This window comes from Pseudomonas sp. QTF5, from assembly GCF_000512695.2.
In the GTDB taxonomy this organism is placed as follows: Bacteria; Pseudomonadota; Gammaproteobacteria; order Pseudomonadales; family Pseudomonadaceae; genus Aquipseudomonas.
Genome location: NZ_AZRW02000043.1, coordinates 1 through 24315 on the forward strand (window position 1 = coordinate 1; position 24315 = coordinate 24315).

The following is a 24315-nucleotide window of genomic DNA, read 5'->3' on the forward strand; positions in this document are numbered from 1 at the left end:
GATTTTTTAAGAGCAAAAACAATGAGTTATTTTTTGTTTGATAAGAGCTTGCTCCCGCTGGAGCGCGAAGCGGTCCCAAATCCTGTCACCGCGTTGTTTCAGGCACTGCGCATTAGTGGGTTTACGACTGCTTCGCAGCCGAACGGGAGCAAGCTCCCTCGCCACAATGCAGCGCATGGATGCCGCATTGGATTACTGCATGTCCATAAAATCCTCCAACCCCCGCCAACTTATCCGGATTACGCATGATGAAAATCCAGCTCACCCGCCCTGCTTTGTCAAAGTCGAAGGTCATCGATGCGGTGATGACGCGCCTTGAGCGCCGTTGATTTCCGTGGGCAGCCATTCGTACGTTTTATCTTCAGGCCGCAAGTTCTCCGCTGGCAATCGCATCCGAAGCCGCCAGCATCGCCCGCAACAACACCGCACACCCCGCCGCCAGGTCATCCGGCGCGGCGTTTTCGATTTCGTTGTGGCTGATGCCGCCTTCGCAGGGCACGAAGATCATCCCGGCCGGGCCGAGTTCGGCGAGGAAGATCGCGTCGTGCCCTGCCCCGCTGACGATGTCCATGTGCGACAACCCCAACCCTTGGGCCGCACCACGTACTGCTTCGACGCAGCCCTTGTCGAAATACAGCGGCGGGAAGTCGGCGGTGGGTGTCAGTTCGAAAGTCAGGCCGTGTTCCTCGCAAGTGGTTTCGATAACCTGGCGAACTTCGGCGATCATCGAGTCAAGACGTGCCGGCTCCAGATGACGGAAGTCCAGGGTCATGCGCACTTCGCCGGGAATCACGTTACGTGAGCCGGGGTAGGCTTGCAGGCAGCCGACGGTGCCGCAGGCGTGGGGTTGATGGCCGAGGGCGGCGCGATTGACCGCGCCGACGATCACTGAGGCGCCGACCAGAGCGTCCTTGCGCAGGTGCATCGGTGTCGGGCCGGCGTGGGCTTCGACGCCGCGCAGTTTCAGGTCGAACCATTTCTGCCCGAGGGCGCCCATCACCACGCCGATGGTTTTGTGTTCGTCCTCAAGAATCGGGCCTTGTTCGATGTGGGCTTCAAAATAGGCGCCCACGGCGTGGCCGCTGACCGTGCGCGGCCCGGCATAGCCAATGGCGTTCAAAGCTTCGCCAACAGTCACGCCCTCGGCATCGACCTTGGCCAGGGTTTCTTCGAGGGTGAATTTTTCCGCGAACACACCAGAGCCCATCATGCACGGGGCGAAGCGCGAGCCTTCTTCGTTGGTCCAGACCACCACTTCCAGCGGCGCCTCGGTTTCCACGCCCAGGTCATTGAGGGTGCGCAGCACTTCGACCCCGGCCAGCACGCCAAAGCAGCCGTCGAACTTGCCGCCGGTGGGTTGAGTGTCGATGTGGCTGCCGGTCATCACCGGGGGCAGGTTCGGATTGCGCCCCGGACGCCGGGCGAAGATGTTGCCGACGGCGTCGATGCTGACGGTGCAGCCGGCCTCCTCGCACCAGTTCACGAAAATGTCCCGGGCCTGGCGATCGAGGTCGGTCAGGGCCAGCCGACAGACGCCGCCCTTGACCGTGGCGCCGAGTTTGGCCAGGTCCATGAGCGACTGCCACAGACGGTCGCGGTTGATGTGCTGATGGGTGGACTGCAGAACGTCTATGGCAGCGTTCATGGTGATCTCCTCAGTTTTTCTTCTGATAGTTCCCACGCTCCGCGTGGGAATTCATCCATGGACGCTCTGCGTCCGTTTCTGGGACGCGGAGCGTCCCAGGCTGCATTCCCACCCGGAGCGTGGGAACGATCAAACCGCAGTTTTTACAGCAGTAGGACTCGGCCGCATCACACTCAACCCGTAATAAATCAGCCCACCAAGGGCCGAGCCGGTGAACCAGCCGTAGTTGTAGAACCAGCTGAACGCATCGCTGCCCAGCGACAGCAGCGTCAACGCCACGGGCACGCCGAACGCGATAAAACCGAACCAGTTCCACGCCGGATAAACGTCGTCACGGTAGAGGCCGGCCAGGTCCAGTTGCTGTTTCTTGATCAGGAAATAGTCCACCACCATGATCCCGGCGATCGGGCCCAGCAGGCTCGAATAGCCCAGCAACCAGTTGGAATACACCGTCTCCAGGCTCAAATCCGAGACGATCAGCCCGAGCTTTTTCAGCAGTTCATGGGCCATCAGCGCCAAGCCGACCAGCCCCGTAAGGATCACCGCTTTAGTGCGGTTGATGACCTTGGGCGCGACGTTCTGGAAGTCATTGGTCGGCGAAACAATGTTAGCCGCGGTGTTGGTCGACAACGTGGCAATGATGATCAGCGCCATGGCCAGGGCGACCCAGACCGGGCTCTGGATATGGCCAATCAACGTGACCGGATCGGAAACAGTGACGCCCACCAGTTTTACCGAAGCGGCCGTCATCACCACACCAAGGGAGGCGAACAGGAACATGGTCAGGGGCAAGCCGATAATCTGCCCGACGATCTGATCCTTCTGGCTTTTCGCATAGCGGCTGAAGTCCGGAATGTTCAGCGACAAGGTGGCCCAGAACCCGACCATGGCGGTCAACCCGGCGGCAAAGTAACTGACCACGCTGGCCCCTTCCGGACGCTTGGCCGGGATCGCCATCAATTCGCTCATCGACACGTTCGGCATCGCCCATACCAGCAACCCCACGCCGACCAGAACCAGTAACGGTGCGGATAACGTTTCCAACCATTTGATCGAGTCCGCGCCGCGAATCACCACCCACAGGTTCAAGGCCCAGAACACCATGAAGCCGATCACTTCACCCGTGCCGCCGAGGGCTTTCCAGTCATCGAACACCGACCCGAGAAACAGGTGAATCGCCAGCCCGCCGAACATGGTCTGGATGCCGAACCAACCGCACGCCACCAGGGCACGGATCAGGCACGGAATGTTGGAACCGAGGATGCCGAAGGATGAGCGCAGCAACACCGGAAACGGAATGCCGTATTTGGTGCCGGGGAAGGCGTTCAGGGTCAGCGGGATCAGTACGATGATGTTGGCAAACAGAATCGCCAGCAGCGCTTCGCCGACGCTCAGGCCGAAGTAGGCAGTAAGCACGCCGCCGAGGGTGTAAGTCGGCACGCAAATCGCCATGCCGACCCATAAGGCGGTGATGTGCCATTTATTCCAGGTTCGTTCACGCACCTTGGTCGGTGCCATGTCGTGGTTGTAACGGGGACTGTCGAGGACGTCGCTGCCGGCTTCGAGCTCAAACAAGCCGTCGCGCTCGGTCACTTGCGATCTGATCTGTTGCATGGCCGCTCCACTGTTCTTTTGATTATTTTTGCTCATCAGCGGCTGGCGCAAAACACGCGAGCCGGACGATGGCCGGAGAAACTGACAACTTTTACGGACCGGCCAAGGTGCCAGCGGCGGCATCAATAAACGTGCCGGGGGCCCCGCTTACGCATCGGGCAGTGCCATAAAATTTCGCTAACCAACTGATGTTAATCAGCTTTATTTATCCAACTATTGAATCCGCGGTGAGTTGCCATGCCACTCAGGCCGAACGTCAGGCAAGTTGTCCGAATAGTCAGGACTCAATCTGGTGCGTCGATCTTTTTTTGAAAGGGTTCCCATCAACCATAGACCATCCTCAAGCGGCTGATTTCACATAGAAAATCTCGTCTATTTTTGGAACCTGTCAAGTGCGTCAAAATGGTGAGAGGCCTCACCATTTTGGTGATTTTCAGTTTTTATCCTTATTTTTCAATCAGTTAAAACAGTCATAAGCTTATAAAAAATATTCTTGATCAATCCTCAAACTGCAGCTAGCGTTTATTCTTGACAGCGCTGACAGGAATACATCGATTGGCGTCTGCTTCCTATAAAACATTTAGAACCGGCATCAGTCGGTCATGCCTGCGAGGAACTCGGAATGTCTCTGTTGATCCGTGGCGCCACCGTTATTACCCATGATGAAAGTTATCGCGCCGACGTCTATTGCGCCGAGGGCGTGATCAAAGCCATCGGTGAAAACCTCGATGTTCCCGCCGATACCGAAGTGCTCGACGGCAGTGGCCAATACCTGATGCCCGGCGGCATCGACCCGCACACGCACATGCAGTTGCCCTTCATGGGCACGGTGGCCAGCGAAGACTTCTTCAGCGGCACCGCGGCGGGGCTTGCCGGTGGTACCACCTCGATCATCGACTTCGTGATTCCCAACCCGCAGCAATCGTTGATGGAGGCGTTTCATCAATGGCGCGGCTGGGCGGAGAAGTCGGCGTCGGACTACGGTTTCCACGTCGCCATCACTTGGTGGAGCGAGCAGGTCCGCGAAGAAATGGCCGAGTTGGTCAGCCATCACGGGGTCAACAGCTTCAAGCATTTCATGGCTTACAAGAACGCGATCATGGCCGCCGACGATACCCTCGTCGCGAGCTTCGAGCGTTGCCTGGAATTGGGCGCGGTGCCGACCGTGCACGCGGAAAACGGCGAGCTGGTCTATCACCTGCAACGCAAGTTGATGGCCCAGGGCATGACCGGGCCGGAAGCGCACCCGCTGTCGCGGCCTTCGCAGGTGGAAGGTGAAGCCGCGAGCCGGGCGATCCGCATTGCCGAAACCCTCGGTACGCCGCTGTATCTGGTCCATGTTTCGACCAAGGAAGCCCTCGACGAAATCACCTACGCCCGCGGCAAAGGCCAACCGGTTTACGGCGAAGTGCTGGCCGGGCATCTGCTGCTGGACGACAGCGTTTACCAACACCCGGACTGGCAGACCGCCGCCGGTTACGTGATGAGCCCGCCCTTCCGTCCTCGCGGCCATCAGGAAGCCCTTTGGCATGGCCTGCAAGCAGGCAACCTGCACACCACCGCCACCGACCACTGCTGTTTCTGCGCCGAGCAAAAAGCCGCCGGTCGTGACGACTTCAGCAAGATCCCCAACGGCACCGCCGGCATCGAAGACCGCATGGCGGTGCTCTGGGATGAAGGGGTGAATACAGGTCGCTTGTCGATGCAGCACTTCGTTGCCCTCACCTCTACCAACACCGCGAAGATCTTCAACCTCTATCCGCGCAAGGGTGCGGTCCGTGTGGGCGCCGATGCCGATCTGGTGCTGTGGGATCCGGAAGGCACGCGGACGATTTCAGCCAAGACCCATCACCAGCAAGTCGACTTCAACATCTTCGAAGGCAAGACCGTGCGCGGCGTGCCGAGCCACACCGTCAGCCAGGGCCGAGTGGTGTGGGCCGATGGTGATTTGCGGGCCGAGCGTGGTGCCGGTCGGTATGTCGAACGGCCGGCGTATCCGGCGGTGTTTGATTTGCTGAGCAAGCGGGCTGAGTTGTGCAGGCCGGTTGCTGTGAAACGCTGAAATCGAGGCCTTCGGCCTTCGCGAGCAAGCCCGCTCCCACAAGGGAACGCATTCCAAATGTGGGAGCGGCGGTGCGACGATTCGACTTGCTCGCGAAGGCGGCAGTCCTGACAACACAAAAACCAATGCCCACCAGAGGCAGCACCTCAAATAACCGTGAGGCCAACACCGTGATCAAGACCCTGAACCACCTCCCGCATCCCCATGAGGACGCGGCCGCCCTCGCCGGCCATTTCACCGATCTGGCGCCACCGCTCAATGAGCGTCAGGCGCATCTGGAAGCCTCGCGCTGCCTGTACTGCTATGACGCGCCGTGCGTGAATGCCTGTCCGAGCGACATCGATATTCCATCGTTCATCCGCAATATCCATCAGGAAAACGTTCAGGGCGCCGCGCAAAAAATCCTTTCGGCGAACATCCTCGGCGGCAGTTGCGCCCGGGTCTGCCCGACGGAAATCCTGTGCCAGCAAGCCTGCGTGCGCAACAGCGCCCAGGAATGCGCGCCGGTGCTGATCGGCCTGTTGCAACGCTATGCCGTGGACAACGCCCACTTCAGCGAACACCCGTTCCAACGCGCCACCGCAACCGGCAAGCGCATCGCCGTGGTGGGTGCCGGCCCGGCTGGTTTGTCGTGTGCGCACCGCAGCGCCATGCACGGTCATGACGTGGTGATTTTCGAGGCGCGGGAAAAGGCTGGTGGCCTCAACGAGTACGGGATCGCCAAGTACAAACTGGTGGACGATTACGCGCAGAAGGAGCTTGAATTCCTGATGGGGATTGGCGGGATCGAGATTCGTCACGGGCAGAAACTCGGCGACAACCTGACCCTCAGCGAACTGCATCAGCAATTCGACGCGGTATTCCTCGGCCTCGGCCTGGCCGCCAGCAAACAGTTGGGGCTAGCTCACGAGGATGCCCCCGGCCTGCTCGCCGCCACCGACTACATCCGCGAACTGCGCCAGGCCGATGACTTGACGCAACTGCCACTGGCCGAGCGCTGCATCGTCCTCGGCGCCGGCAACACCGCCATCGACATGGCCGTGCAAATGGCTCGCCTCGGCGCCCGCGACGTGAATCTGGTGTACCGCCGCGGCGCCCCGGACATGGGCGCCACCGGTCACGAACAGGACATCGCCAAGGCCAATCAGGTGCGCCTGCTGACCTGGGCGCAACCGCAAGAAGTGCTGCTCGACGATAAGGGCAACGTGCGCGGCATGCGCTTCGCTCGCACCCGGTTGGTGGAAGGTCGCCTGCAAACCACTGGCGAAACCTTTGAACTGGCCGCCGATGCAATCTTCAAAGCCATTGGTCAGGCCTTCGACAACAGCGCCCTCGCCGATCCGCTGGCCCGTGAACTCAAGCGTCAGGGCGACCGCATCCTCGTCGACGAACAGCTACGCACCAGCATTCCCGGCGTGTATGCCGGGGGCGACTGCACCAGCCTCGATCAGGACCTCACCGTGCAAGCCGTGCAGCACGGCAAGCTGGCCGCCGAGGCCATCAACGCTCAACTCATGCTCAACGTGGAGGCTGCGTAAATGGCCGATCTCTCGATTGTTTTCGCCGGCATCAAAGCGCCCAATCCGTTCTGGCTGGCTTCCGCGCCGCCGACCGACAAAGCCTACAACGTGGTTCGCGCGTTCGAGGCCGGTTGGGGCGGCGTGGTCTGGAAAACCCTGGGTGAAGACCCGGCGGCGGTCAACGTGTCATCACGCTACTCGGCGCACTTCGGGCCCAACCGTGAAGTGATGGGCTTTAACAACATTGAGCTGATCACCGACCGTTCGCTGGAAATCAACCTGCGGGAAATCACCCAAGTCAAAAAGGACTGGCCGGACCGCGCGCTGATCGTGTCTCTGATGGTGCCCTGCGTCGAAGAGTCGTGGAAAAACATCCTGCCGCTGGTGGAGGCCACCGGGGCCGATGGCATCGAACTGAATTTCGGCTGCCCCCACGGCATGCCGGAACGGGGCATGGGTGCGGCAGTCGGCCAGGTGCCGGAATACGTCGAACAGGTCACCCGCTGGTGCAAGACTTATTGCTCGCTGCCGGTGATCGTCAAGCTCACGCCGAACATCACCGACATCCGCGTCGCTGCCCGTGCCGCTTACCGGGGTGGGGCCGATGCAGTGTCGCTGATCAACACCATCAACTCGATCACCAGCGTCAATCTGGAGCGCATGGTCGCCAATCCCGCCGTCGGCAGCCAAAGCACCCATGGCGGTTATTGCGGTTCGGCGGTGAAGCCGATTGCGCTGAACATGGTCGCCGAGATCGCCCGCGATCCACAGACTCAGGGCCTGCCGATCTCGGGCATTGGCGGCATCGGCAGCTGGCGCGATGCGGCGGAGTTCATTGCCCTGGGCAGCGGCTCGGTGCAGGTGTGCACGGCGGCGATGCTGCATGGTTTCCGGATTGTCGAGGAGATGAAGGACGGTTTGTCACGCTGGATGGACAGTCAGGGCTACGCCAGCGTGTCGGATTTTTCCGGGCGTGCGGTGGGCAATACCACGGATTGGAAGTACCTGGACATCAACTATCAGGTGATAGCGAAGATCGATCAGGAGGCGTGTATCGGTTGCGGTCGCTGCCACATCGCTTGCGAAGATACCTCGCACCAGGCGATTGCCAGCCTCAAACAGGCTGACGGGACGCATAAATATGAAGTGATCGATGATGAGTGCGTGGGCTGCAACCTGTGTCAGATCACCTGCCCGGTGCAGGATTGTATTGAGATGGTGCCGATGGATACCGGTAAGCCGTTTCTGGATTGGAACCATGATCCGAGAAATCCGTATCACGTTGCCCTTTAAGCCCTGCGGCGTCTGAACGGACGCCTTCGCGAGCAAGCCCGCTCCCACATTGGATCGTCTTCGTACACAAATCCTGTGTTCGCTAGAGATTTAATGTGGGAGCGGGCTTGCTCGCGAAGAGGCCAGCTGCAGCGTCGCACAACTCAAGGCTCCAACCCAATCCCACGCAATATCACACTCGTCACCGTCTGCACCGCCCGCTCGAACTGCATGTCCGAAAGTGGCTGGTGATCGTTAAGAATATTCACCTGGTGATCGAAGTCGGCGTAATGCTGGGTCGAGGCCCAGATCATGTACAGCAAGCTGGAAGGCTCCACCGGCAGGATGCGTTTGTCCTCCACCCACTGGCGAATTTTCGCTTCTTTCATCTTGGCCCAGTCGTACAAGCTGGCGTCCAGTTTCTCACCCAATGTCGGCGCACCGTGGATGATTTCGTTGGCCCAGACTTTCGAACCGTACGGCCGACTGCGGGAATGGTTCATCTTGGCGCGGATATAGCTGCTGAGCACCACTCGCGGGTCATCGAACATCTCGAAGCACAGGGCGTCCTGCTTCCAGACCTCCAGCAAACCCAGCAGCACCGCGCTGTACAGCTCGCTCTTGGTGCTGAAGTAGTAATGCAGGTTGGAACGCGGCAGTTGCACTTCGGCGGCGATGTCAGCCATGGCAGTGCTGCCGAAACCTTTTTCGGCAAAGACCTTTTCGGCCCCCAGCAGGATTTTGTCGACGTTACTGCGACGAATCTCGATCTTGTGATTGCCCATGAGGGCTCCCTGACAACAACGTTGGCCAAGACTAGCATCCGCTCTGGATCGCGGCGATAGGGGAACGCGAACACAAATCCCCTGTGGGAGCGAGCCTGCTCGCGATGACAGATTGTCAGCCGACATCCATGTTGAATGTCAGACCGCTATCGCGAGCAGGCTAGCTCCCACATTGAACGGTACGCAGCCGCAGACTGCGATCTTTTCAACCCTCGCTAAGCCAACAGCTGACTCAACACCGCGCGTAATTTTCCAGGCTTCACCGGTTTGTTCAGCAATGGTGCGTCGAGGCGCTGTAATGAGCGCCGACACTGGTCGGTGCGGTCGGCGGTGATGATCACCGCCGCAATTGCCTGGCCAAAATGCTCGCGCAAATGCCGGACCACCTCACAACCCACCACCCCGTGATCCAGGTGATAGTCCGCCAGAATCAGTTCCGGCGCATGTCCTTGCAAAGCCTCCAGCGCGGTGGCCTCATCCGTGGCGGTGACCACTTCACAGCCCCACTGCCCAAGCAGCGCGCTCATGCTTTCAAGAATGCTGACTTCGTTGTCCAGCACCAACAGACGCCGGCCCGGCAATGGGTTGCCGGTGCTCGGTTGCGGTGTGGCCTGACTGATCGGCAGTGGAATCTCATGGGAAATCGGCACCTCGATGCTGAACATCGAACCGCGCCCCGGCCGCGAATGCACCTGAATCCTGTAGTCGAGGATCTTGGCGATGCGTTCGACAATCGCCAGCCCCAGACCCACGCCCTTGCGATCGGCGGCGCGACCGACGTCCAGTTGGTTGAACTCGAGGAAGATCGAGTCAAGACGATCCGCCGGTATCCCGCGCCCGGTGTCCCAGACCTCGATACGCAGCGCATCGCCCCGGCGTCTTGCCCCCAGCAGAATGCAGCCCTCGTCGGTGTAGCGGCAGGCATTGCTGAGGAAGTTGCGCAGGATTCGGGTCATCAGGCGCAAGTCGGTATGAATGGCGTAATCGCCCATGTGCACCCGCAGATTCAACCCCGCTGCCGCCGCTACCGACTGAAACTCCGAGACCAGCGGCGCGAACAATTCGTCGAGGCGGTACAGGGCAATATCCGGCTTCACCGCAGCCTGATCAAGCCGGGAAATGTCCAGCAGATCGGTGAGCAAGTCCTCGGCCCCTTCCAGAGCCTGATGCGTGCGCTCCACCAGCACTTGCTCGACGTCGGGCAGTTTGCGTTCGCGCAAGGTCGAGATCAGCAAACGCGCGGCGTTGAGCGGTTGCAGCAGGTCGTGACTGGCGGCGGCGAGGTATTTGTCCTTGCTGCGATTGGCCGCCTCGGCGGCATCACGAGCATCGCGCAAGGCTTCTGTGATCTGTTTGCGCTGGGTGATCTGCTGTTGCAGGTTGCGGTTGGCGTCCAGCAACTCGTTGGTGCGCGCGGTGACCCGCTGCTCCAATTCGTCATTGAGTTGTTGCAAACGCTCCTGGGCCTGTTTTCGCTCGGTGATGTCGGCGACAAAGCCCTCCACCAGGCCTTCCTGATCCGGTTTGAGCAGCAGGTTCATCAACACATCGAGGACGCTGCCGTCCTTGCGCCGCAGCTGAGTTTCATAGGCCAGCAGGCTGCGCTCGCGCTGGAGGATTTCGCCGATGCTTTCCAGCTCTTGCGCCCCACCGACGAACAGCGTGCCCGCCAGATCCGTCAGGGAAAACAGCACCTCCTGCGGATCCTGATAGCCGAGCATCCGCGCCAGCGCCGGGTTGGCGGCGCGCATGCCTGCCTGAAGGCTGGCCTGGAAGATCCCGTGCACCGCGTTTTCGAACAGCCATTTGTAGCGGTTGCGCTCGGCTTCCAGTTCATCCAGGCGCGCGGCCAGTTCCGGGTAATGACTCTTGCGCGCCGAGTGGTTGCCTAAGCCGAGTAACCCGGCCAGCGCCCGTTGTTGCTCGTCAGAGGGCTTCGCCATAGACGACCTCGACGTCGCGCTGACTGGATTCGCGCGGATTGGTAAGGATGCACGGGTCATCCATGGCGTGTTGCGACAGGAACGGAATGTCCGCTGTACTCACCCCGTGCAGACCGAGGGTTTCGTGAAAGCCGATGGCGTGTTTGAGGGCGATCAGGTGTTCGACGAGACGCCCGCAAATCTGCCGGTGATTGAGGCCACGGCAATCGATGCCGAACGTCTCGGCGATCACCTTGAAACGCTCCGGCGCCGAGCTGTAATTGAACGCCACCACGTGTTCCACCAGCACCGCATTGCACAGGCCATGGGGCAGATCGAGAAAGCCGCCGAGGCTATGGGACATGGCGTGCACCGCGCCAAGGATCGCGTTGGAGAACGCCAGCCCGGCCTGCATGCTGCCGAGCATGATTTTTTCCCGCAGGGCGATGTCGCTGGGGTTGGCGATCATCTGCACCAGATTGCCGTTGATCAGCCGCATCGCTTCCAGCGCATGGGGATCGGTGAGCGGCCCGTGACCGGTGGAGACGAAGGCTTCGATGGCGTGGACCAACGCGTCGATGCCGGTACAGGCCGACAGAAACGGGTCCATGCTCAGGGTGGTTTCCGGATCGATCAGCGACACGTCCGGCACCGCGGCCTTGCTGACGATGGAGAACTTCATGCGCTCTTGCTGATTGGAGATGATGACGAATTGCGACACGTCGGCCGAAGTGCCGGCGGTGGTCGGGATCAGGATCAGCGGTGGGCTGGCGATGCGCAGGGTGTCCACGCCCTCGAATTCGAGGATGTTGCGCCCGTGGGCGACGACAATACCGATGCCTTTGCCGCAATCCATCGGGCTGCCGCCGCCGATCGCCACGATCACATCGCAGTGATTCTCCCGGTACAGCTCGGCGCCGAGCATGACTTCTTCGATCCGCGGGTTGGGCGAAACGTCGCTATATAAAAAGTAATCGATGCCCTGGGCTTGCAGGCTGGCCTCGACGTCGGCGACCCAACCGGCGGCAATCACCCCGGGGTCGCTGACCACCAGCACCTTGCGGGCGCCAAAGGTCTTGGCGTAATTGCCGACGTTATGCCGACAGCCGGCACCGAAGATGATTTCAGGCGAAACGAATTTACGCAGTTGGCTGAGATTCTGGCTCATTGGAAAGCCTGTTTTTTATTGTTTTGAAGGTAAAGAACACACTAAAGCATCCGGCTGCGAATGCAATCAGACCAATGGATAGCGAGCCCGCCCGGGGGTGCACTCCAATTTTGTATCCACTGGAGATCCACTGTGGGAGCGGCGGTGCGACGATTCGACTTGCTCGCGAAAGCGGTGTGTCAGTCAATAGATGTGTTGAATGTAATGCCGCTTTCGCGAGCAAGCCCGCTCCCACAGGGATCTGCGTCGGATGCACCTTTTCGATTCATCCACGATAAATCAGCCGCGAAGCCTTTTCATTGCGTAAGGTCAGGTGCTCCATGCCCTGCCCCGGCGCGTCGGCTTCGTCCCGGGCCTTGAGAATAACGTCGTGGTGCGGCGACTTGCTGCACACCGGATCAGCGTTACTCGCATCACCGGTGAGCATAAACGCCTGGCAGCGGCAGCCGCCGAGATCCTTGTGCTTTTCATCGCAGGAACGGCACGGCTCTTTCATCCAGTCATCGCCACGAAAACGGTTGAAACCTAAGGAGTCGTTCCAGATGTGTTCGATGCTGTGCTCACGCACGTTGGGAAACTGCATCGGCAACTGGCGGGCGCTGTGGCAAGGCAACGCCGTGCCGTCCGGGGTGATGTCGAGAAACAGGTTGGCCCAGCCATTCATGCAGGTCTTGGGGCGTTCTTCGTAGTAATCCGGGGTGACGAAGATCAGCTTGCATGGGTGACCCTCGGCCTCCAGACGCTGGCGGTATTCATTGGTGATGCGTTCGGCGCGCTGCAATTGCTCGCGGGTCGGCAACAGGCCGACGCGGTTGAGTTCGGCCCAACCGTAGAACTGGCACGTCGCCAACTCGACGAAGTCCGCCTCCAGCTCCAGGCACAGTTCGATGATCTGCGCGATCTGGTCGATGTTGTGCCGATGGGTGACGAAGTTCAGCACCATCGGGTAGCCCTGGGCTTTCACCGCACGGGCCATGGCCAGCTTCTGGGCGAAGGCCTTGCGCGAGCCGGCGAGCAGATTGTTCACCTCTTCGTCGGCGGCCTGAAAACTGATCTGGATATGGTCCAGCCCGGCGACTTTGAAATCGCGGACCTTCTGTTCGGTCAGGCCGATACCCGAGGTGATCAGGTTGGTGTAGTAACCCATGTCCCGCGCGGCCTTGATCAGCTCGGCCAGGTCTTGGCGCACCAACGGCTCGCCCCCGGAAAAACCCAGTTGCGCAGCGCCCATCTCCCGCGCCTCGCGGAACACCCGAATCCATTCTTCTGTGCTCAACTCCTCACCCTGCTGAGCGAAGTCCAGCGGGTTGGAGCAATACGGGCATTGCAACGGGCAGCGATAGGTCAACTCCGCGAGCAACCACAGCGGTGGGCCGGGTTGCTGTTCGATCCGGCTCACAGGGTGATCCCCCGGTGCCAGACCCGCTCCGTGGTGACGGTGTGGTACGGCGGGCGATCCAGCTCATAGGCCATGCTCATCGCGTCGAGCATGCTCCACAGCACATCGAGCTTGAACTGCAGAATCTCCAGCATGCGTTGCTGGCCTTCGACCGTGACGTAGTGCGACAGGGTGATGCGCAAACCATGCTCGACGTCGCGCCGGGCCTGGCTCAGACGGGTACGGAAATAGTCGTAACCGGCCGGGTCGATCCACGGGTAATGGGTGGGCCACGCATCGAGCCGGGACTGGTGGATTTGCGGCGCGAACAGTTCGGTCAGCGAGCTGCTGGCCGCTTCTTGCCAGCAGGCGCGACGGGCGAAATTGACGTAGGCGTCCACAGCGAAACGCACACCCGGCAGCACCCGTTCTTGCGAAAGGATTTGTTCGCGGTCCAGCCCCACTGCTTCGCCCAATCGTAGCCACGCTTCGATACCGCCTTCACTGCCGGGGACGCCGTCGTGGTCGAGGATTCGTTGCAGCCACTCCCGGCGCACGTCGCGGTCCGGGCAGTTGGCGAGGATGGCGGCATCCTTGAGCGGGATATTCACCTGGTAATAGAAGCGATTGGCGACCCAGCCCTGAATCTGCTCGCGGGTGGCGCGCCCGGCGTACATGGCTTGGTGGAATGGGTGGTGGATATGGTAATAGGCACCCTTGGCGCGCAGGGCTGCTTCGAATTCGGCGGGGGTCATGGGAGTGTCAGTCATTGCGGTTCTCCGGATTTCGCGGTGTTTGGTCTGGCCCCTTCGCGAGCAAGCCCGCTCCCACAGTTGATCGGTGTGAACATAGATTTTGTGTACACCAACAATCCAATGTGGGAGCGGCGGTGCGGCGATCCGACTTGCTCGCGAAGAGGCCATCCGCTACAGCTCAATACTCATACCGTCATAAGCCACTTCAATCCCGCGCCGTTCCAGCAAGGCGCGCTCCGCCGAGTCTTCATCGAGGATCGGGTTGGTGTTGTTGATGTGGATCAGCACCTTGCGCTGGCGATTGAAGCCCTCCAGCACGTCGAGCATGCCGCCGGGGCCGCTTTGTGGCAGGTGGCCCATTTCGCGGCCCAGGCTCTGGCCGACTTCGCACACGCGCATTTCATCGTCGCGCCACAGCGTTCCGTCCAGCAGCAGGCAGTCGGCGCGCTGCATCCAGCTCAATACCTCGGCATCGACCTGCCCCAGCCCCGGTGCGTAGAAAACCGATGCACCATTGCGCAGGTCTTCGATGAACAGGCCGATGGTGTCGCCCGGTTGCGGGTTGCCACGGTTGGGGGAATACGGCGGTGCATTGCTGACCAGTGGAACCGCGCGAAATTGCAGGTGTGGGCAGGCAGCGATGCGGAATGGCTCGCGATCCAGTTCGATGGGTTGCCACTGCAAGCCACCGTTCCAGTGCTTGAGCATGGTGAACAAGGGAAAGCCGCTGCTCAGGTCTTGATGAACCCGCTCGGTGCACCAGACCGAATGCGGGCAGCCTTCGCGCAGGCTCAACAGCCCGGTGCAATGGTCGATCTGACTGTCCAGCAGAACGACACCGGCAATCGCCGTGTCACGCAAGCGTCGGGCTGGCTGCATCGCAGGAAAGCTTTCGAGTTGCGCGCGAATGTCCGGTGAAGCATTGCAGAGCACCCACTCCACACCGTCGTCGCTCAGGGCAATGGACGACTGCGTGCGGCGTTGTGCGCGCAGATTGCCGTTGCGCATAGCGGCGCATTGACGGCAGTTGCAGTTCCATTGCGGAAAACCGCCGCCAGCGGCGGAACCGAGAACGCGGATGTGCATGGGATGGCTCCAGAAGGCAGGCCCGGCCAACGCGACGGCTGACCGGGCAATCAATCAACGGTTGGCGAAATACATCGTCACTTCGAAGCCAATGCGCAGATCGGTAAACGCGGGTTTATTCCACATGGGTCAATCCTCTTCTTGTGCCGGACGATTCCGGTAAAGCCATTAATGCACGGGGGATGAGATGACCGAATGCTACTTTCGAAGGAGGTTGTGGGGTGCGTTGGTAGGGGGTGTGGCGCGGTCTTCAAGTACACGGAGAACCCATGTGGGAGCGGCGGTGCGACGATTCGACTTGCTCGCGAAAGCGGATTGTCAGTCAACATATTTGTTGAATATCAAGCCGTCTTCGCGAGCAAGCCCGCTCCCACCTTTGAACTGCGTTACCCGGCAATTACTGACAGACACAAATCCACTGTGGGAGCGGCGGTGCGACGATTCGACTTGCTCGCGAAAGCGGACTGTCAGTCAACATATTTGTTGAATATCAAGCCGCCTTCGCGAGCAAGTCGAATCGTCGCACCGCCGCTCCCACATTTTGGGTTGTGGTGTTCTGGCGGGTTAGAAGAACCCCAGCGGGTTGATGTCGTAGCTCACCAGCAGGTTTTTGGTCTGTTGGTAATGGTCGAGCATCATCTTGTGGTTCTCACGGCCGACACCGGACTTCTTGTAGCCACCGAACGCGGCGTGGGCCGGGTACAGGTGGTAGCAGTTGGTCCAGACGCGCCCGGCCTTGATCGCCCGGCCCATGCGGTAGGCGCGGTTGATGTCGCGGGTCCACAGGCCGGCGCCGAGGCCGAACTCGCTGTCGTTGGCAATCGCCAGGGCTTCGGCTTCGTCCTTGAAGGTGGTGATACCCACCACCGGGCCGAAGATTTCTTCCTGGAACACACGCATTTTGTTGTGGCCCTTGAGCAGGGTCGGCTGGATGTAATAGCCGCTCGACAAGTCGCCTTCAAGACGCTCGGCCGCGCCACCGGCGAGCAGTTCCGCGCCCTCCTCCTGAGCGATTTTCAGGTACGAGAGAATCTTGTCGTATTGCTGCTCGGACGCCTGGGCGCCGACCATGGTTTCGGTGTCCAGCGGGTTGCCGCGCTTGATCTTGACGATCTTCTTCATCACCTCGGCCATGAACGGCTCGTAGATTGATTCCTGCACCAGCGCCCGGGACGGACAGGTGCAGACTTCGCCCTGGTTGAAGAAAGCCAGCACCAAGCCTTCGGCGGCTTTCTCGATGAACTGCGGCTCGGCGTTCATGATGTCTTCGAAGAAAATGTTCGGCGATTTGCCGCCCAGTTCAACGGTGCTCGGAATGATGTTCTCGGCGGCGCAATGCATGATGTGCGCGCCCACCGGGGTGGAACCGGTGAAGGCGATCTTGGCGATGCGCTTGCTGGTGGCCAACGCCTCACCGGCTTCGCGACCGAAACCCTGGACGATGTTCAGCACACCGGCCGGCAGCAAGTCGGCGATCAGCTCGGCGAACACCATGATCGACAGCGGCGTTTGTTCGGCGGGTTTGAGCACGATGCAGTTGCCGGCAGCCAGGGCCGGGGCGAGTTTCCAGGCGGCCATCAGCAGCGGGAAGTTCCACGGGATGATCTGCCCGACCACGCCCAGCGGTTCGTGGAAATGATAGGCGGTGGTCAGTTCGTTGATCTCGGCGGCGCTACCTTCCTGAGCGCGGATGCAACCGGCGAAATAACGGAAATGGTCGGCAGCCAAAGGCACGTCGGCGTTGAGGGTTTCGCGCACGGCCTTGCCGTTGTCCCAGGTTTCGGTGACGGCGAGGATTTCCAGGTTCTGTTCGATGCGGTCGGCGATTTTCAGCAGCACCAGCGAGCGATCCTGCGCCGAGGTTTTGCCCCAGGCATCGGCGGCGGCATGGGCGGCGTCGAGGGCTTTTTCGATGTCGGCAGCGCTGGAGCGCGGGAACTCGGCGATGACTTCACCGGTGACCGGTGAGGTGTTGGTGAAGTACTCGCCGTTGATTGGGGCAACGAATTCGCCGCCGATGAAATTGCCGTAGCGCGGTTTGAAGGAAACGACGGCGCCGGGTGTTCCGGGTTGTGCGTAGATCATGGTGGGCCTCTGTCTGGGTCGATGCCTGTCAGGCCAACAGGCGATGAACCGATAGTAGAGAGCCCCGCCTGCCAGACGAATGCGCCGTTGGCAGGGGGATTCTCGTTATTTGGTAGTAGATTTGCGCAAATCAAATGTGGCAGCGGGCTTGCTCGCGAAGGCGGTGTATCAGGCAATACATGTGCTGAATGTAAGGCCCTCTTCGCGAGCAAGCCCGCTCCCACAGGGTTATGCGGTGGAGTCAGGTTGATCAGTGTTTGGCGACCAGGTCTTTAGGCAACTTGAACGTCCAGAGCATGCCGCCCTGGTTGAAGTCCTTGACGCGCTTGGCCACTTCGCCGCCCCACAGCGGTACCGCGCCGCCCCAGCCGGAGAGCACCGAGACGTATTGTTCGCCGTCCATTTCCCAGGTCACGGGCGAGCCGAGCACGCCGGAACCGGTCTGGAACTCCCAGACTTTCTCGCCAGTCTTGGCGTTGAACGCCTGCAGGAAACCTTCCGGCGTACCGGTGAACACCAGGTTGCCCTTGGTGGTCAGCACCCCGCCCCACAGCGGCGCGAAGTTCTTGTGGCGCCAGACTTCCTTGCCGGTTTTCGGGTCGATGGCGCGCAGCACGCCGATGTAGTCTTCGTTCAACGGTTTGATGGTGAAACCGGCGCCGAGGAACGCCGCGCCTTTCTTGTAGGCGATGCCTTCGTTCCAGATGTCCATGCCCCACTCGTTGGACGGCACATAGAACAGGCCGGTGTCGCGGTTGTAGGCCATCGGCATCCAGTTTTTCGCCCCCAGGAACGCTGGCGCGACGAACACCGAACTGCCTTTGGCCTCGGAGCCCGGCGCCCCCGGACGGCTGGCTTCGTTGTAGATCGGCCGACCGTTTTTATCCAGGCCGCTGGCCCAGGTGATCTTGTCCACGAACGGGAAGCCGCGAATGAATTTGCCGTTGGTGCGATCGAGCACGTAGAAGAAACCGTTACGGTCCGCGGTGGCCGCCGCTTTGATTTCTTTGCCGCCTTCGTTGTAGTTGAACGACACCAGTTCGTTCACGCCGTCATAGTCCCAACCGTCGTGCGGTGTGCTCTGGAAGTGCCATTTGATGGTGCCGTCGTCCGGGTTCAGCGCCAGGCGCGACGACGAGTAGAGATTGTCGCCAGGACGCAGGTGCGAGTTCCACGGCGCCGGGTTACCGGTGCCGAATAGCAGCAGATTGGTTTCCGGATCGTAGTAGCCGCCCAGCCAAGGTGCCGCGCCGCCGGTTTTCCACAGATCGCCCGGCCAGGTTTTGCCCGCTTCGCCGCCGGAGATGCCGTTCTCCACAGCCTTGCCGTCCTTGTAGACATAGCCCATGTGGCCTTCGACGGTCGGCCGGCTCCACAGCAGGCTGCCGTTTTTAGGGTCGTAGGCTTCGATCTTGCCCACCACCCCGAACTCGCCACCGGCCACGCCGGTGATCAATTTACCGTTGATGACCAACGGCGCGGCGCTGATGGAATAGCCTTCCTTGTGGTCGGCGACTTTTTTGCTCCAGACGACTTTGCCGGTGTCCTTGTTCAGGGCCACGAGCTTGGCGTCGAGGGTGCCGAAAATCACCAGATCGCCGTAAAGGGCAACACCACGGTTGATCACGTCGCAGCACGGGCGGATGTCATCGGGCAGGCGCGCGTCGTATTGCCAGAGCTTGCGACCGGTGCGCGCATCCACCGCGAACACCCGCGAGTAGGAGCCGGTCATGTACATCACGCCGTCCTTGACCATCGGCTGCGCTTGTTGACCGCGCTGCTTTTCCCCGCCGAACGAAAAGGCCCAGACCGGACGCAGGTCCTTCACGTTGTCGACATTGAGGGTATCCAGCGGGCTGTAGCGCTGACCCTGGACGCCCAGGCCATTGGTGACGACCTGCTCCGGGTTCTTCGGATCCTGGAGGATGTCTTGATCGGAGACGGCGGCCAATGCCTGGCCAGACAACAGCATGGCACTGAGCAGCATGCTCAAAACGAAGGGTTGGCGACGTGCGGGTTGGGTCATGACGGCTGCCTCTGCGGTTTTTGTTATACCCGGGAAATTTTCCCGGTCTGGTGCAGATTCTTGGGCGCCGCCGCCCTTGCAACAATTGCCCGCAGTGCGGAGATTGCTAGTTCCTTAGTACCGGGTCGGAGGAGATGAGGACCACCCACATTCTTGCGATAGAAACTGGATCCTGTGGGAGCGGGCTTGCTCGCGAAAGCGGTGTGTCAGGCACTATCAATGTTGAATGTTAAGGCCTCTTCGCGAGCAAGCCCGCTCCCACAGTGGATTTTCGGTGTGCACAACATCTGCGTTCACACCGCTCAAATGTGGGAGCGGGCTTGCTCGCGAAGGCTGTGTATCAGGCAACATCAGTGCTGGCCAGAATCCACCCGCCTCATCACCCCCCGTTCGTAACGCGAGTACAAATGGCTGACGCTGCGAATCAGCTCATAACGGCTTAGGCTGATCCCCGCGAAACGCTCGGGGATGGGGCTGCGGATCATCTCGGCCATGTCGCTGCCATTGGCCGCGCCATCGCGCATTAGCTGGTCCAGCCAGGTCAGGTAATCGCGCATCTGCTCGAACGGTTTTGTATCCGTGGCCACTGGCCCATGGCCGGGGACGATCAGCGTCCACGGTAAATCTTTTAAAGCCGCGATGTCCGCCAGCCATACTGACAACCCCGGACTGTTGGGGGTGGTCAGGGCACGTTGGTAAAACACCAGATCCCCGGCAAACAGCACGCCGGTTTTCTGGTCGAGAATAGCCAGATCCGCGCCGGTGTGCCCACCCAGACTCAGTAGGCGCAAATCGTGGTTCCCAAAACTTTGCACGCCGGGCGTCAGCGTCTGCGTCGGCAACACCACTTCGGTGCCACGCATCCAGTCGCCCACCAGCCGATACATGTTCTCGGCCATGGCATCACCCTGTTGTCGCAACAGCTCGGTGGTGCCGGCGAGCGCACCGATCGGCACGTCAGTGAAAGCCTGATTGCCCAGCACATGGTCGGGATGGTGATGGGTCAGCAGCACCTGAATCACCGGTTTATCGGTGGTCGCCGCAATCGCTTTGCGCAGGGCTTCGCCATAGCGTTTCGACGGCCCGGTGTCGATTACCACCACGCCCTCCTCGGTGACGATGAACGCGGTGTTGACGATGTTACCGCCGTTGCTCTTGGCGAAGTTGTCGGTGCTGCCTTCCAGCAGCCAGGTGTCTTCGGCGATCTGCCGGGGCTTGAGTACGTAATCGGGATCGGCCAGGGCCGGCAGGCTCAGACTGATGAACAACAGCAGCATCCAGCGCATCACTCGCTCCTTGGGTCAGGGAATGGCCGCATCGAATTGATTGCCGCTGTTGTCGCGCAACACCAGGCGCGTCTGCCCCGTTCCTTCGATATCGAAGGCCAGATTGGGGTTTTCGCTGACCGCCGGGAACAACTCCAGACGCGCCAGCAAGTGATCGTTTTGATCGCGCAGCTCGGCCTGATTGATGAAGAATTCCGGGATGCCGCTGACCATGCCGTTGTCCATCGGATGCGCCACCTGCAAACGCACGCGGCTGAATTCACCACGGGGATAACGACCGCCAAGCACTTCGCCGATGCGGTCTTCCCAACCTGGCTGAGTGCGCACCACGCTTGGCGCCGTGCAACCCCCGCCCGCCGCATCGATCAGGGTCGAGCCGACATGCCACAGCCCGTCGCGGGTCAGTACCGCCGCACGTAATGGCGTGGCCTGTTCAACGCGGATGCGGATCGACAGCCACGGCAGCACACCGTTCAAGGGTTCGAAGTCGACGATTTTCGGCAGCGGATTGAGTTCGGCCCAGGCGAGGATTCGTACCACTTCACCCTTGAACGCTCGGGCGTCAATTTCCAGTGGCACTTGCCGGGCGTCTTCGGCAAATGGCGGCGCGAGCAACTTGACCCGCTCGTCGAACACGAACGGTGCGTCGCCGAGCATCTGCTTGTGATAGAACGCCCACATCACCGACGGCACCGGATCGACATCCACCGCGTGCGCGGCCAGGGGCAACCAGCAGGCCAACAGACAACTCGCTCGCCAGTTCACTGTTGATACATCTCGGGCACGTCATACCGCAGGCCGTAACGGGCATAAATGGCTTTCACCGAGCCCTCGCGAATCAACGCTTCCAGCGCCTCTTCCACGGCGTAGGCCAGTTGCCGGTTGCTTTCATGCACCGCCATGCCGATCTCCCAGAGCTGCTTGCCCATGTTCGGGTAGGCGTTTTCCGCCAGTGCCACTTGCGGGTCGGCGGCCTGATGGACTTGCCAGTCGATCTCGCCGCGCATGGCCATCACCGCGTCGACTTCACCGGCCTTCATCGCGGCAAACGCCTGGGGCACGCCTGGGTAATGGTGGGTCTTGGCGGCGAGCATGCCGTTGAACACCGAGGTCAGGTAAAACGACGGCACGCTGTCGACTTCGACGCCGATCGGGTGTTGCTGGAACACCGCGACACTCGCCACCGAGTCCAGCCGACGACGGTCGTAAGCCACTTGCCATTGTTCGGTCTGGTACGGCCCGAACATCACCACATGGCCGTTTTCCAGCTCACCCAGTTCATTGCGTTTCTGTGAGTAATCGCGATCGTAGGGCACGCGCATCATCAGGTCGGCCAGTTGCTGATTGTGCAACTGACTGGCCCGCCAGATGTAATCGCGCAGGTCGTCGTCGAGCTTTTCCCCGGCGGGTGCCCAGATCAGCTTCAGGCGCACCCCCATGGCCTTGGCCAGGGCCTGGGCGAGTTCGACATCGACTCCGCGAGCCTTGCCAGCGTCTTCAAAGCTGTAGGGCGCGAAGTCCTTGTACACCGCGACTTTCAGCTCCGCGGCGGCGATCATTTCGTCATAGGTACGGACCTGCGCCTGCGCTGTCTGGCAACACAGCCACACAGCGCTGATCAACACCGCGAACAAACGCATGGGTTACTCCTCGACGTGCACGCTGTCCAGGTAGGTGCGCACCGCCCACAAGGCTTCCTGACTCAGGTAGTCGGCCATCTTCGGCATGTACACCCGACCGTCACGCACGGCGCCATGGCGCACGCGTTCGACAAACCATTCATCACCGGCCTCGCCGACGTCGAGCATGCGCAAGTCAGGGGCGATGCCGCCGGACTTGGCTTCCAGGCCATGACAGGCCGCGCAGTTCTGGTTGTAGGCCGAGGAGCCGATTTGCACGGCTTTTTCCCGTTCCGGGGAGGAACGATAAGGGTTCGCCGCCGCCCAACCATCGGCATCGACTTGCACACCGGCATCCTTGATCGGGGTCAGTCCCAGGGTTTCGACGGCTTGGGGGACCACGTTGCCGTGGGCCCAGACGGAACCTGCGCTGATAAAACCGGCCAGCAGTCCGGCAACCAGCAAGGCGTTGCGTTTTGTTGTCATTGTTATGCCCTCAAGATTGCACGCAAAACCTCTTTGAAGAGGCTATGGCACCCATCTTAGGAACGGCTTTGCGCCAACCCCATGCTGCTTTGGTGGCCGCGGCCTACTCCCTTGGTAGTAGGGCTTGTGGCGCAGGCCCAACCAATACGGGTCGCGCGCCGTGAAGCTTGTCGACGCCGATCAGGGTCAGGATCAGCAAAAACGGCAGGAGCAGTGCTTTGAGAATTCGCATGGTCAATCTCCCCCTTGAGTGATGGCCGTTGCAGCCCATGCTAAAACCGCGCCGCCCGGGGTGAGTTACTACCTTGGTACTGGCCCATCGGTACTTTCTGCATATTTCCCCGCCCGTCCAGGGTTCCTATGCTGGCGCTACCTGTGATGGAGTGCCTTTATGCGCCAGCTCGCCCCTTACGCCTTGATCTACCTGTTGGCGATTGCCTGCGCCGCCGGGGTGGCGACCCAAGTTCAGGCGGCGGACGCGCCGTTGCAGGTGCAGATCGCCTACCTGGGTTATCGCCCCGACCCCGGGCCATTACTGTCGAACGTCATTCCCGAGCCGACCGATGCCGGCCTGCGCGGCGCCGAACTGGCGATCACCGACAGCAACAGTACCGGGCGTTTTCTCAATCACAGCTACAGCCTGGTCAGCGCCAGCGTCGACAATCCGGATGCGCTGATCGAAGCGGCCAAAGCCCAACACGAACAAGGCCTGCGCCTGTTTGTGGTGAATGCACCAGCGCAAACCCTGCGCCGACTCAGCGCCGTGCTACCCGACAGCCTGCTGTTCAATGCCGGCAGCCCGGATGACAGCCTGCGCAGCACCGACTGCCTGCCGAACGTGCTGCACAGCCTGCCAAGCCGGGCGATGCTGGCCGATGCGCTGGCGCAATTTCTGGTGCTGCGCAAATGGCAGCGGGCACTGCTGATCGTCGGCCCAACCGCGGACGATCAAGCCTATGCCGCCGCCCTGCGTCGCGCGGCTAAACGCTTCGGCCTGCAACTGGTGGCGGAGAAAGCCTGGAGTTTCGATAACGACCAGCGCCGCAGCGCCCAGGCCGACATGCCGCTGTTCACCCAGACCGCCGAGTACGACGTAGTGCTGGTGGCCGATGAACGCGGCGACTTCGGCGAGTACGTGCCCTACCAGACCTGGTATCCACGACCGGTGGCCGGCACTCAGGGCCTGACCCCGGTGGGCTGGCACAAGACCGTGGAAACCTACGGTGCCGCGCAGTTGCAGAAACGCTTCGAAGCCCTGGCCGGGCGCTGGATGAACGACCGGGATTTCGCCGCGTGGATGGCCGTGCGCAGCATCGCCAGTGCGGTGGGCAAACTGCGTCAGGCCGATGCCATGGCGATTCGTACGCTTGCAATCAGCGAGCAATTGCCACTGGACGGCTTCAAGGGTCGCAAGCTCAGTTATCGGCCGTGGAACGGTCAATTGCGCCAGCCGATCCCCATCGTGCAACCCCGGGCGCTGGTCAGCACCTCGCCGCAAGACGGTTTCCTGCACCCCGTCAACGAAATGGACAGCCTGGGTTACGACAAAGCCGAGGTCAGCTGCCGCTTTCTCTGATCGCCTTTTTCACGACAACAACAAGGAATC

Annotated in this window: 20 protein-coding genes and 1 pseudogene; 4 read left to right on the top strand and 17 right to left on the bottom strand. The window is 60.8% G+C overall.

Annotated elements, in window-relative coordinates; all coding sequences use genetic code 11:
- Positions 1–121: 121 nt before the first annotated feature.
- The 3 genes and pseudogenes from IC37_RS30710 to IC37_RS24570 form a co-directional block, all read right to left on the bottom strand.
- Positions 122–357, bottom strand: a pseudogene (locus IC37_RS30710) (hypothetical protein); the annotation flags it as partial.
- Positions 358–361: 4 nt separating this feature from the next.
- Complete coding sequence (locus IC37_RS24560; RefSeq protein ID WP_030129348.1) at positions 362–1645, bottom strand: Zn-dependent hydrolase; 1284 nt, start codon at positions 1643–1645, stop codon at positions 362–364.
- Between the two features lie 129 nt (positions 1646–1774).
- Positions 1775–3259, bottom strand: a complete 1485-nt coding sequence (locus IC37_RS24570) for an NCS1 family nucleobase:cation symporter-1 (RefSeq protein ID WP_030129349.1) — start codon at positions 3257–3259, stop codon at positions 1775–1777.
- A gap of 622 nt (positions 3260–3881) precedes the next feature.
- Here IC37_RS24570 and hydA point away from each other — a divergent pair.
- From hydA to preA, 3 genes are all read left to right on the top strand, one after another.
- The gene (hydA, locus tag IC37_RS24575; protein WP_030129350.1) at positions 3882–5321 is read left to right on the top strand and encodes a dihydropyrimidinase; all 1440 of its coding nucleotides are present in this window, start codon (positions 3882–3884) and stop codon (positions 5319–5321) included.
- Between the two features lie 170 nt (positions 5322–5491).
- The gene (locus tag IC37_RS24580) at positions 5492–6859 is read left to right on the top strand and encodes an NAD(P)-dependent oxidoreductase (protein ID WP_030129351.1); all 1368 of its coding nucleotides are present in this window, start codon (positions 5492–5494) and stop codon (positions 6857–6859) included.
- Positions 6860–8134 (top strand): NAD-dependent dihydropyrimidine dehydrogenase subunit PreA, encoded by a 1275-nt coding sequence (gene preA / locus IC37_RS24585; RefSeq protein WP_030129352.1) that lies wholly within the window; start codon positions 6860–6862, stop codon positions 8132–8134.
- Between the two features lie 143 nt (positions 8135–8277).
- On the opposite strand, the gene IC37_RS24590 is transcribed toward preA, so the two are convergent.
- The 14 genes from IC37_RS24590 to IC37_RS30715 all read right to left on the bottom strand — a co-directional run bounded on the left by IC37_RS24590 (position 8278) and on the right by IC37_RS30715 (position 22941).
- Positions 8278–8898 carry a TetR/AcrR family transcriptional regulator gene (locus IC37_RS24590; protein WP_030129353.1) on the bottom strand — a complete coding sequence of 207 codons (621 nt, stop codon included), beginning with the start codon at positions 8896–8898 and terminating at the stop codon, positions 8278–8280.
- Between the two features lie 215 nt (positions 8899–9113).
- Positions 9114–10841, bottom strand: coding sequence for a NahK/ErcS family hybrid sensor histidine kinase/response regulator (locus IC37_RS24595; RefSeq protein ID WP_030129354.1), 1728 nt, complete (start codon positions 10839–10841; stop codon positions 9114–9116).
- The gene (ercA, locus tag IC37_RS24600) at positions 10825–11988 is read right to left on the bottom strand and encodes an alcohol dehydrogenase-like regulatory protein ErcA (protein ID WP_030129355.1); all 1164 of its coding nucleotides are present in this window, start codon (positions 11986–11988) and stop codon (positions 10825–10827) included. The genes IC37_RS24595 and ercA overlap by 17 nt, the downstream gene beginning before the upstream one ends.
- A gap of 265 nt (positions 11989–12253) precedes the next feature.
- Entirely contained in the window at positions 12254–13387 is a 1134-nt protein-coding gene (gene pqqE / locus IC37_RS24610) for a pyrroloquinoline quinone biosynthesis protein PqqE (protein ID WP_030129356.1), read from the bottom strand.
- Positions 13384–14136, bottom strand: coding sequence for a pyrroloquinoline-quinone synthase PqqC (gene pqqC / locus IC37_RS24615; protein ID WP_030129357.1), 753 nt, complete (start codon positions 14134–14136; stop codon positions 13384–13386). Before pqqC ends, pqqE begins: the two co-directional genes overlap by 4 nt.
- A 156-nt stretch (positions 14137–14292) precedes the next feature.
- On the bottom strand, positions 14293–15207 hold the full coding sequence (gene pqqB / locus IC37_RS24620; RefSeq protein WP_030129358.1) for a pyrroloquinoline quinone biosynthesis protein PqqB: 915 nt from the start codon (positions 15205–15207) through the stop codon (positions 14293–14295).
- 54 nt (positions 15208–15261) lie between these two features.
- Positions 15262–15333 carry a pyrroloquinoline quinone precursor peptide PqqA gene (gene pqqA / locus IC37_RS24625; protein WP_010455123.1) on the bottom strand — a complete coding sequence of 24 codons (72 nt, stop codon included), beginning with the start codon at positions 15331–15333 and terminating at the stop codon, positions 15262–15264.
- 438 nt (positions 15334–15771) lie between these two features.
- The gene (locus tag IC37_RS24630) at positions 15772–17292 is read right to left on the bottom strand and encodes an aldehyde dehydrogenase family protein (protein ID WP_030129359.1); all 1521 of its coding nucleotides are present in this window, start codon (positions 17290–17292) and stop codon (positions 15772–15774) included.
- A gap of 250 nt (positions 17293–17542) precedes the next feature.
- Complete coding sequence (locus tag IC37_RS24635) at positions 17543–19318, bottom strand: PQQ-dependent methanol/ethanol family dehydrogenase (RefSeq protein ID WP_030129360.1); 1776 nt, start codon at positions 19316–19318, stop codon at positions 17543–17545.
- 350 nt (positions 19319–19668) lie between these two features.
- The gene (locus IC37_RS24640) at positions 19669–20604 is read right to left on the bottom strand and encodes a quinoprotein relay system zinc metallohydrolase 1 (protein ID WP_030129361.1); all 936 of its coding nucleotides are present in this window, start codon (positions 20602–20604) and stop codon (positions 19669–19671) included.
- A 15-nt stretch (positions 20605–20619) separates the two neighbouring features.
- The gene (locus IC37_RS24645) at positions 20620–21369 is read right to left on the bottom strand and encodes a quinoprotein dehydrogenase-associated SoxYZ-like carrier (protein WP_030129362.1); all 750 of its coding nucleotides are present in this window, start codon (positions 21367–21369) and stop codon (positions 20620–20622) included.
- Complete coding sequence (locus IC37_RS24650) at positions 21366–22244, bottom strand: ABC transporter substrate-binding protein (RefSeq protein ID WP_030129363.1); 879 nt, start codon at positions 22242–22244, stop codon at positions 21366–21368. Before IC37_RS24650 ends, IC37_RS24645 begins: the two co-directional genes overlap by 4 nt.
- Before the next feature lie 3 nt (positions 22245–22247).
- Positions 22248–22709: a cytochrome c-550 PedF gene (pedF, locus tag IC37_RS24655; protein ID WP_030129364.1), complete on the bottom strand. Its 462-nt coding sequence runs from the start codon at positions 22707–22709 to the stop codon at positions 22248–22250.
- Between the two features lie 103 nt (positions 22710–22812).
- Positions 22813–22941, bottom strand: coding sequence for a hypothetical protein (locus IC37_RS30715; protein ID WP_007907038.1), 129 nt, complete (start codon positions 22939–22941; stop codon positions 22813–22815).
- A 159-nt stretch (positions 22942–23100) separates the two neighbouring features.
- Between IC37_RS30715 and IC37_RS24660 the strand changes: the two genes are divergently transcribed.
- A complete protein-coding gene (locus IC37_RS24660) occupies positions 23101–24285 on the top strand; it encodes an ABC transporter substrate-binding protein (RefSeq protein WP_030129365.1) in 1185 nt (394 codons plus the stop codon).
- Positions 24286–24315 lie beyond the last annotated feature (30 nt).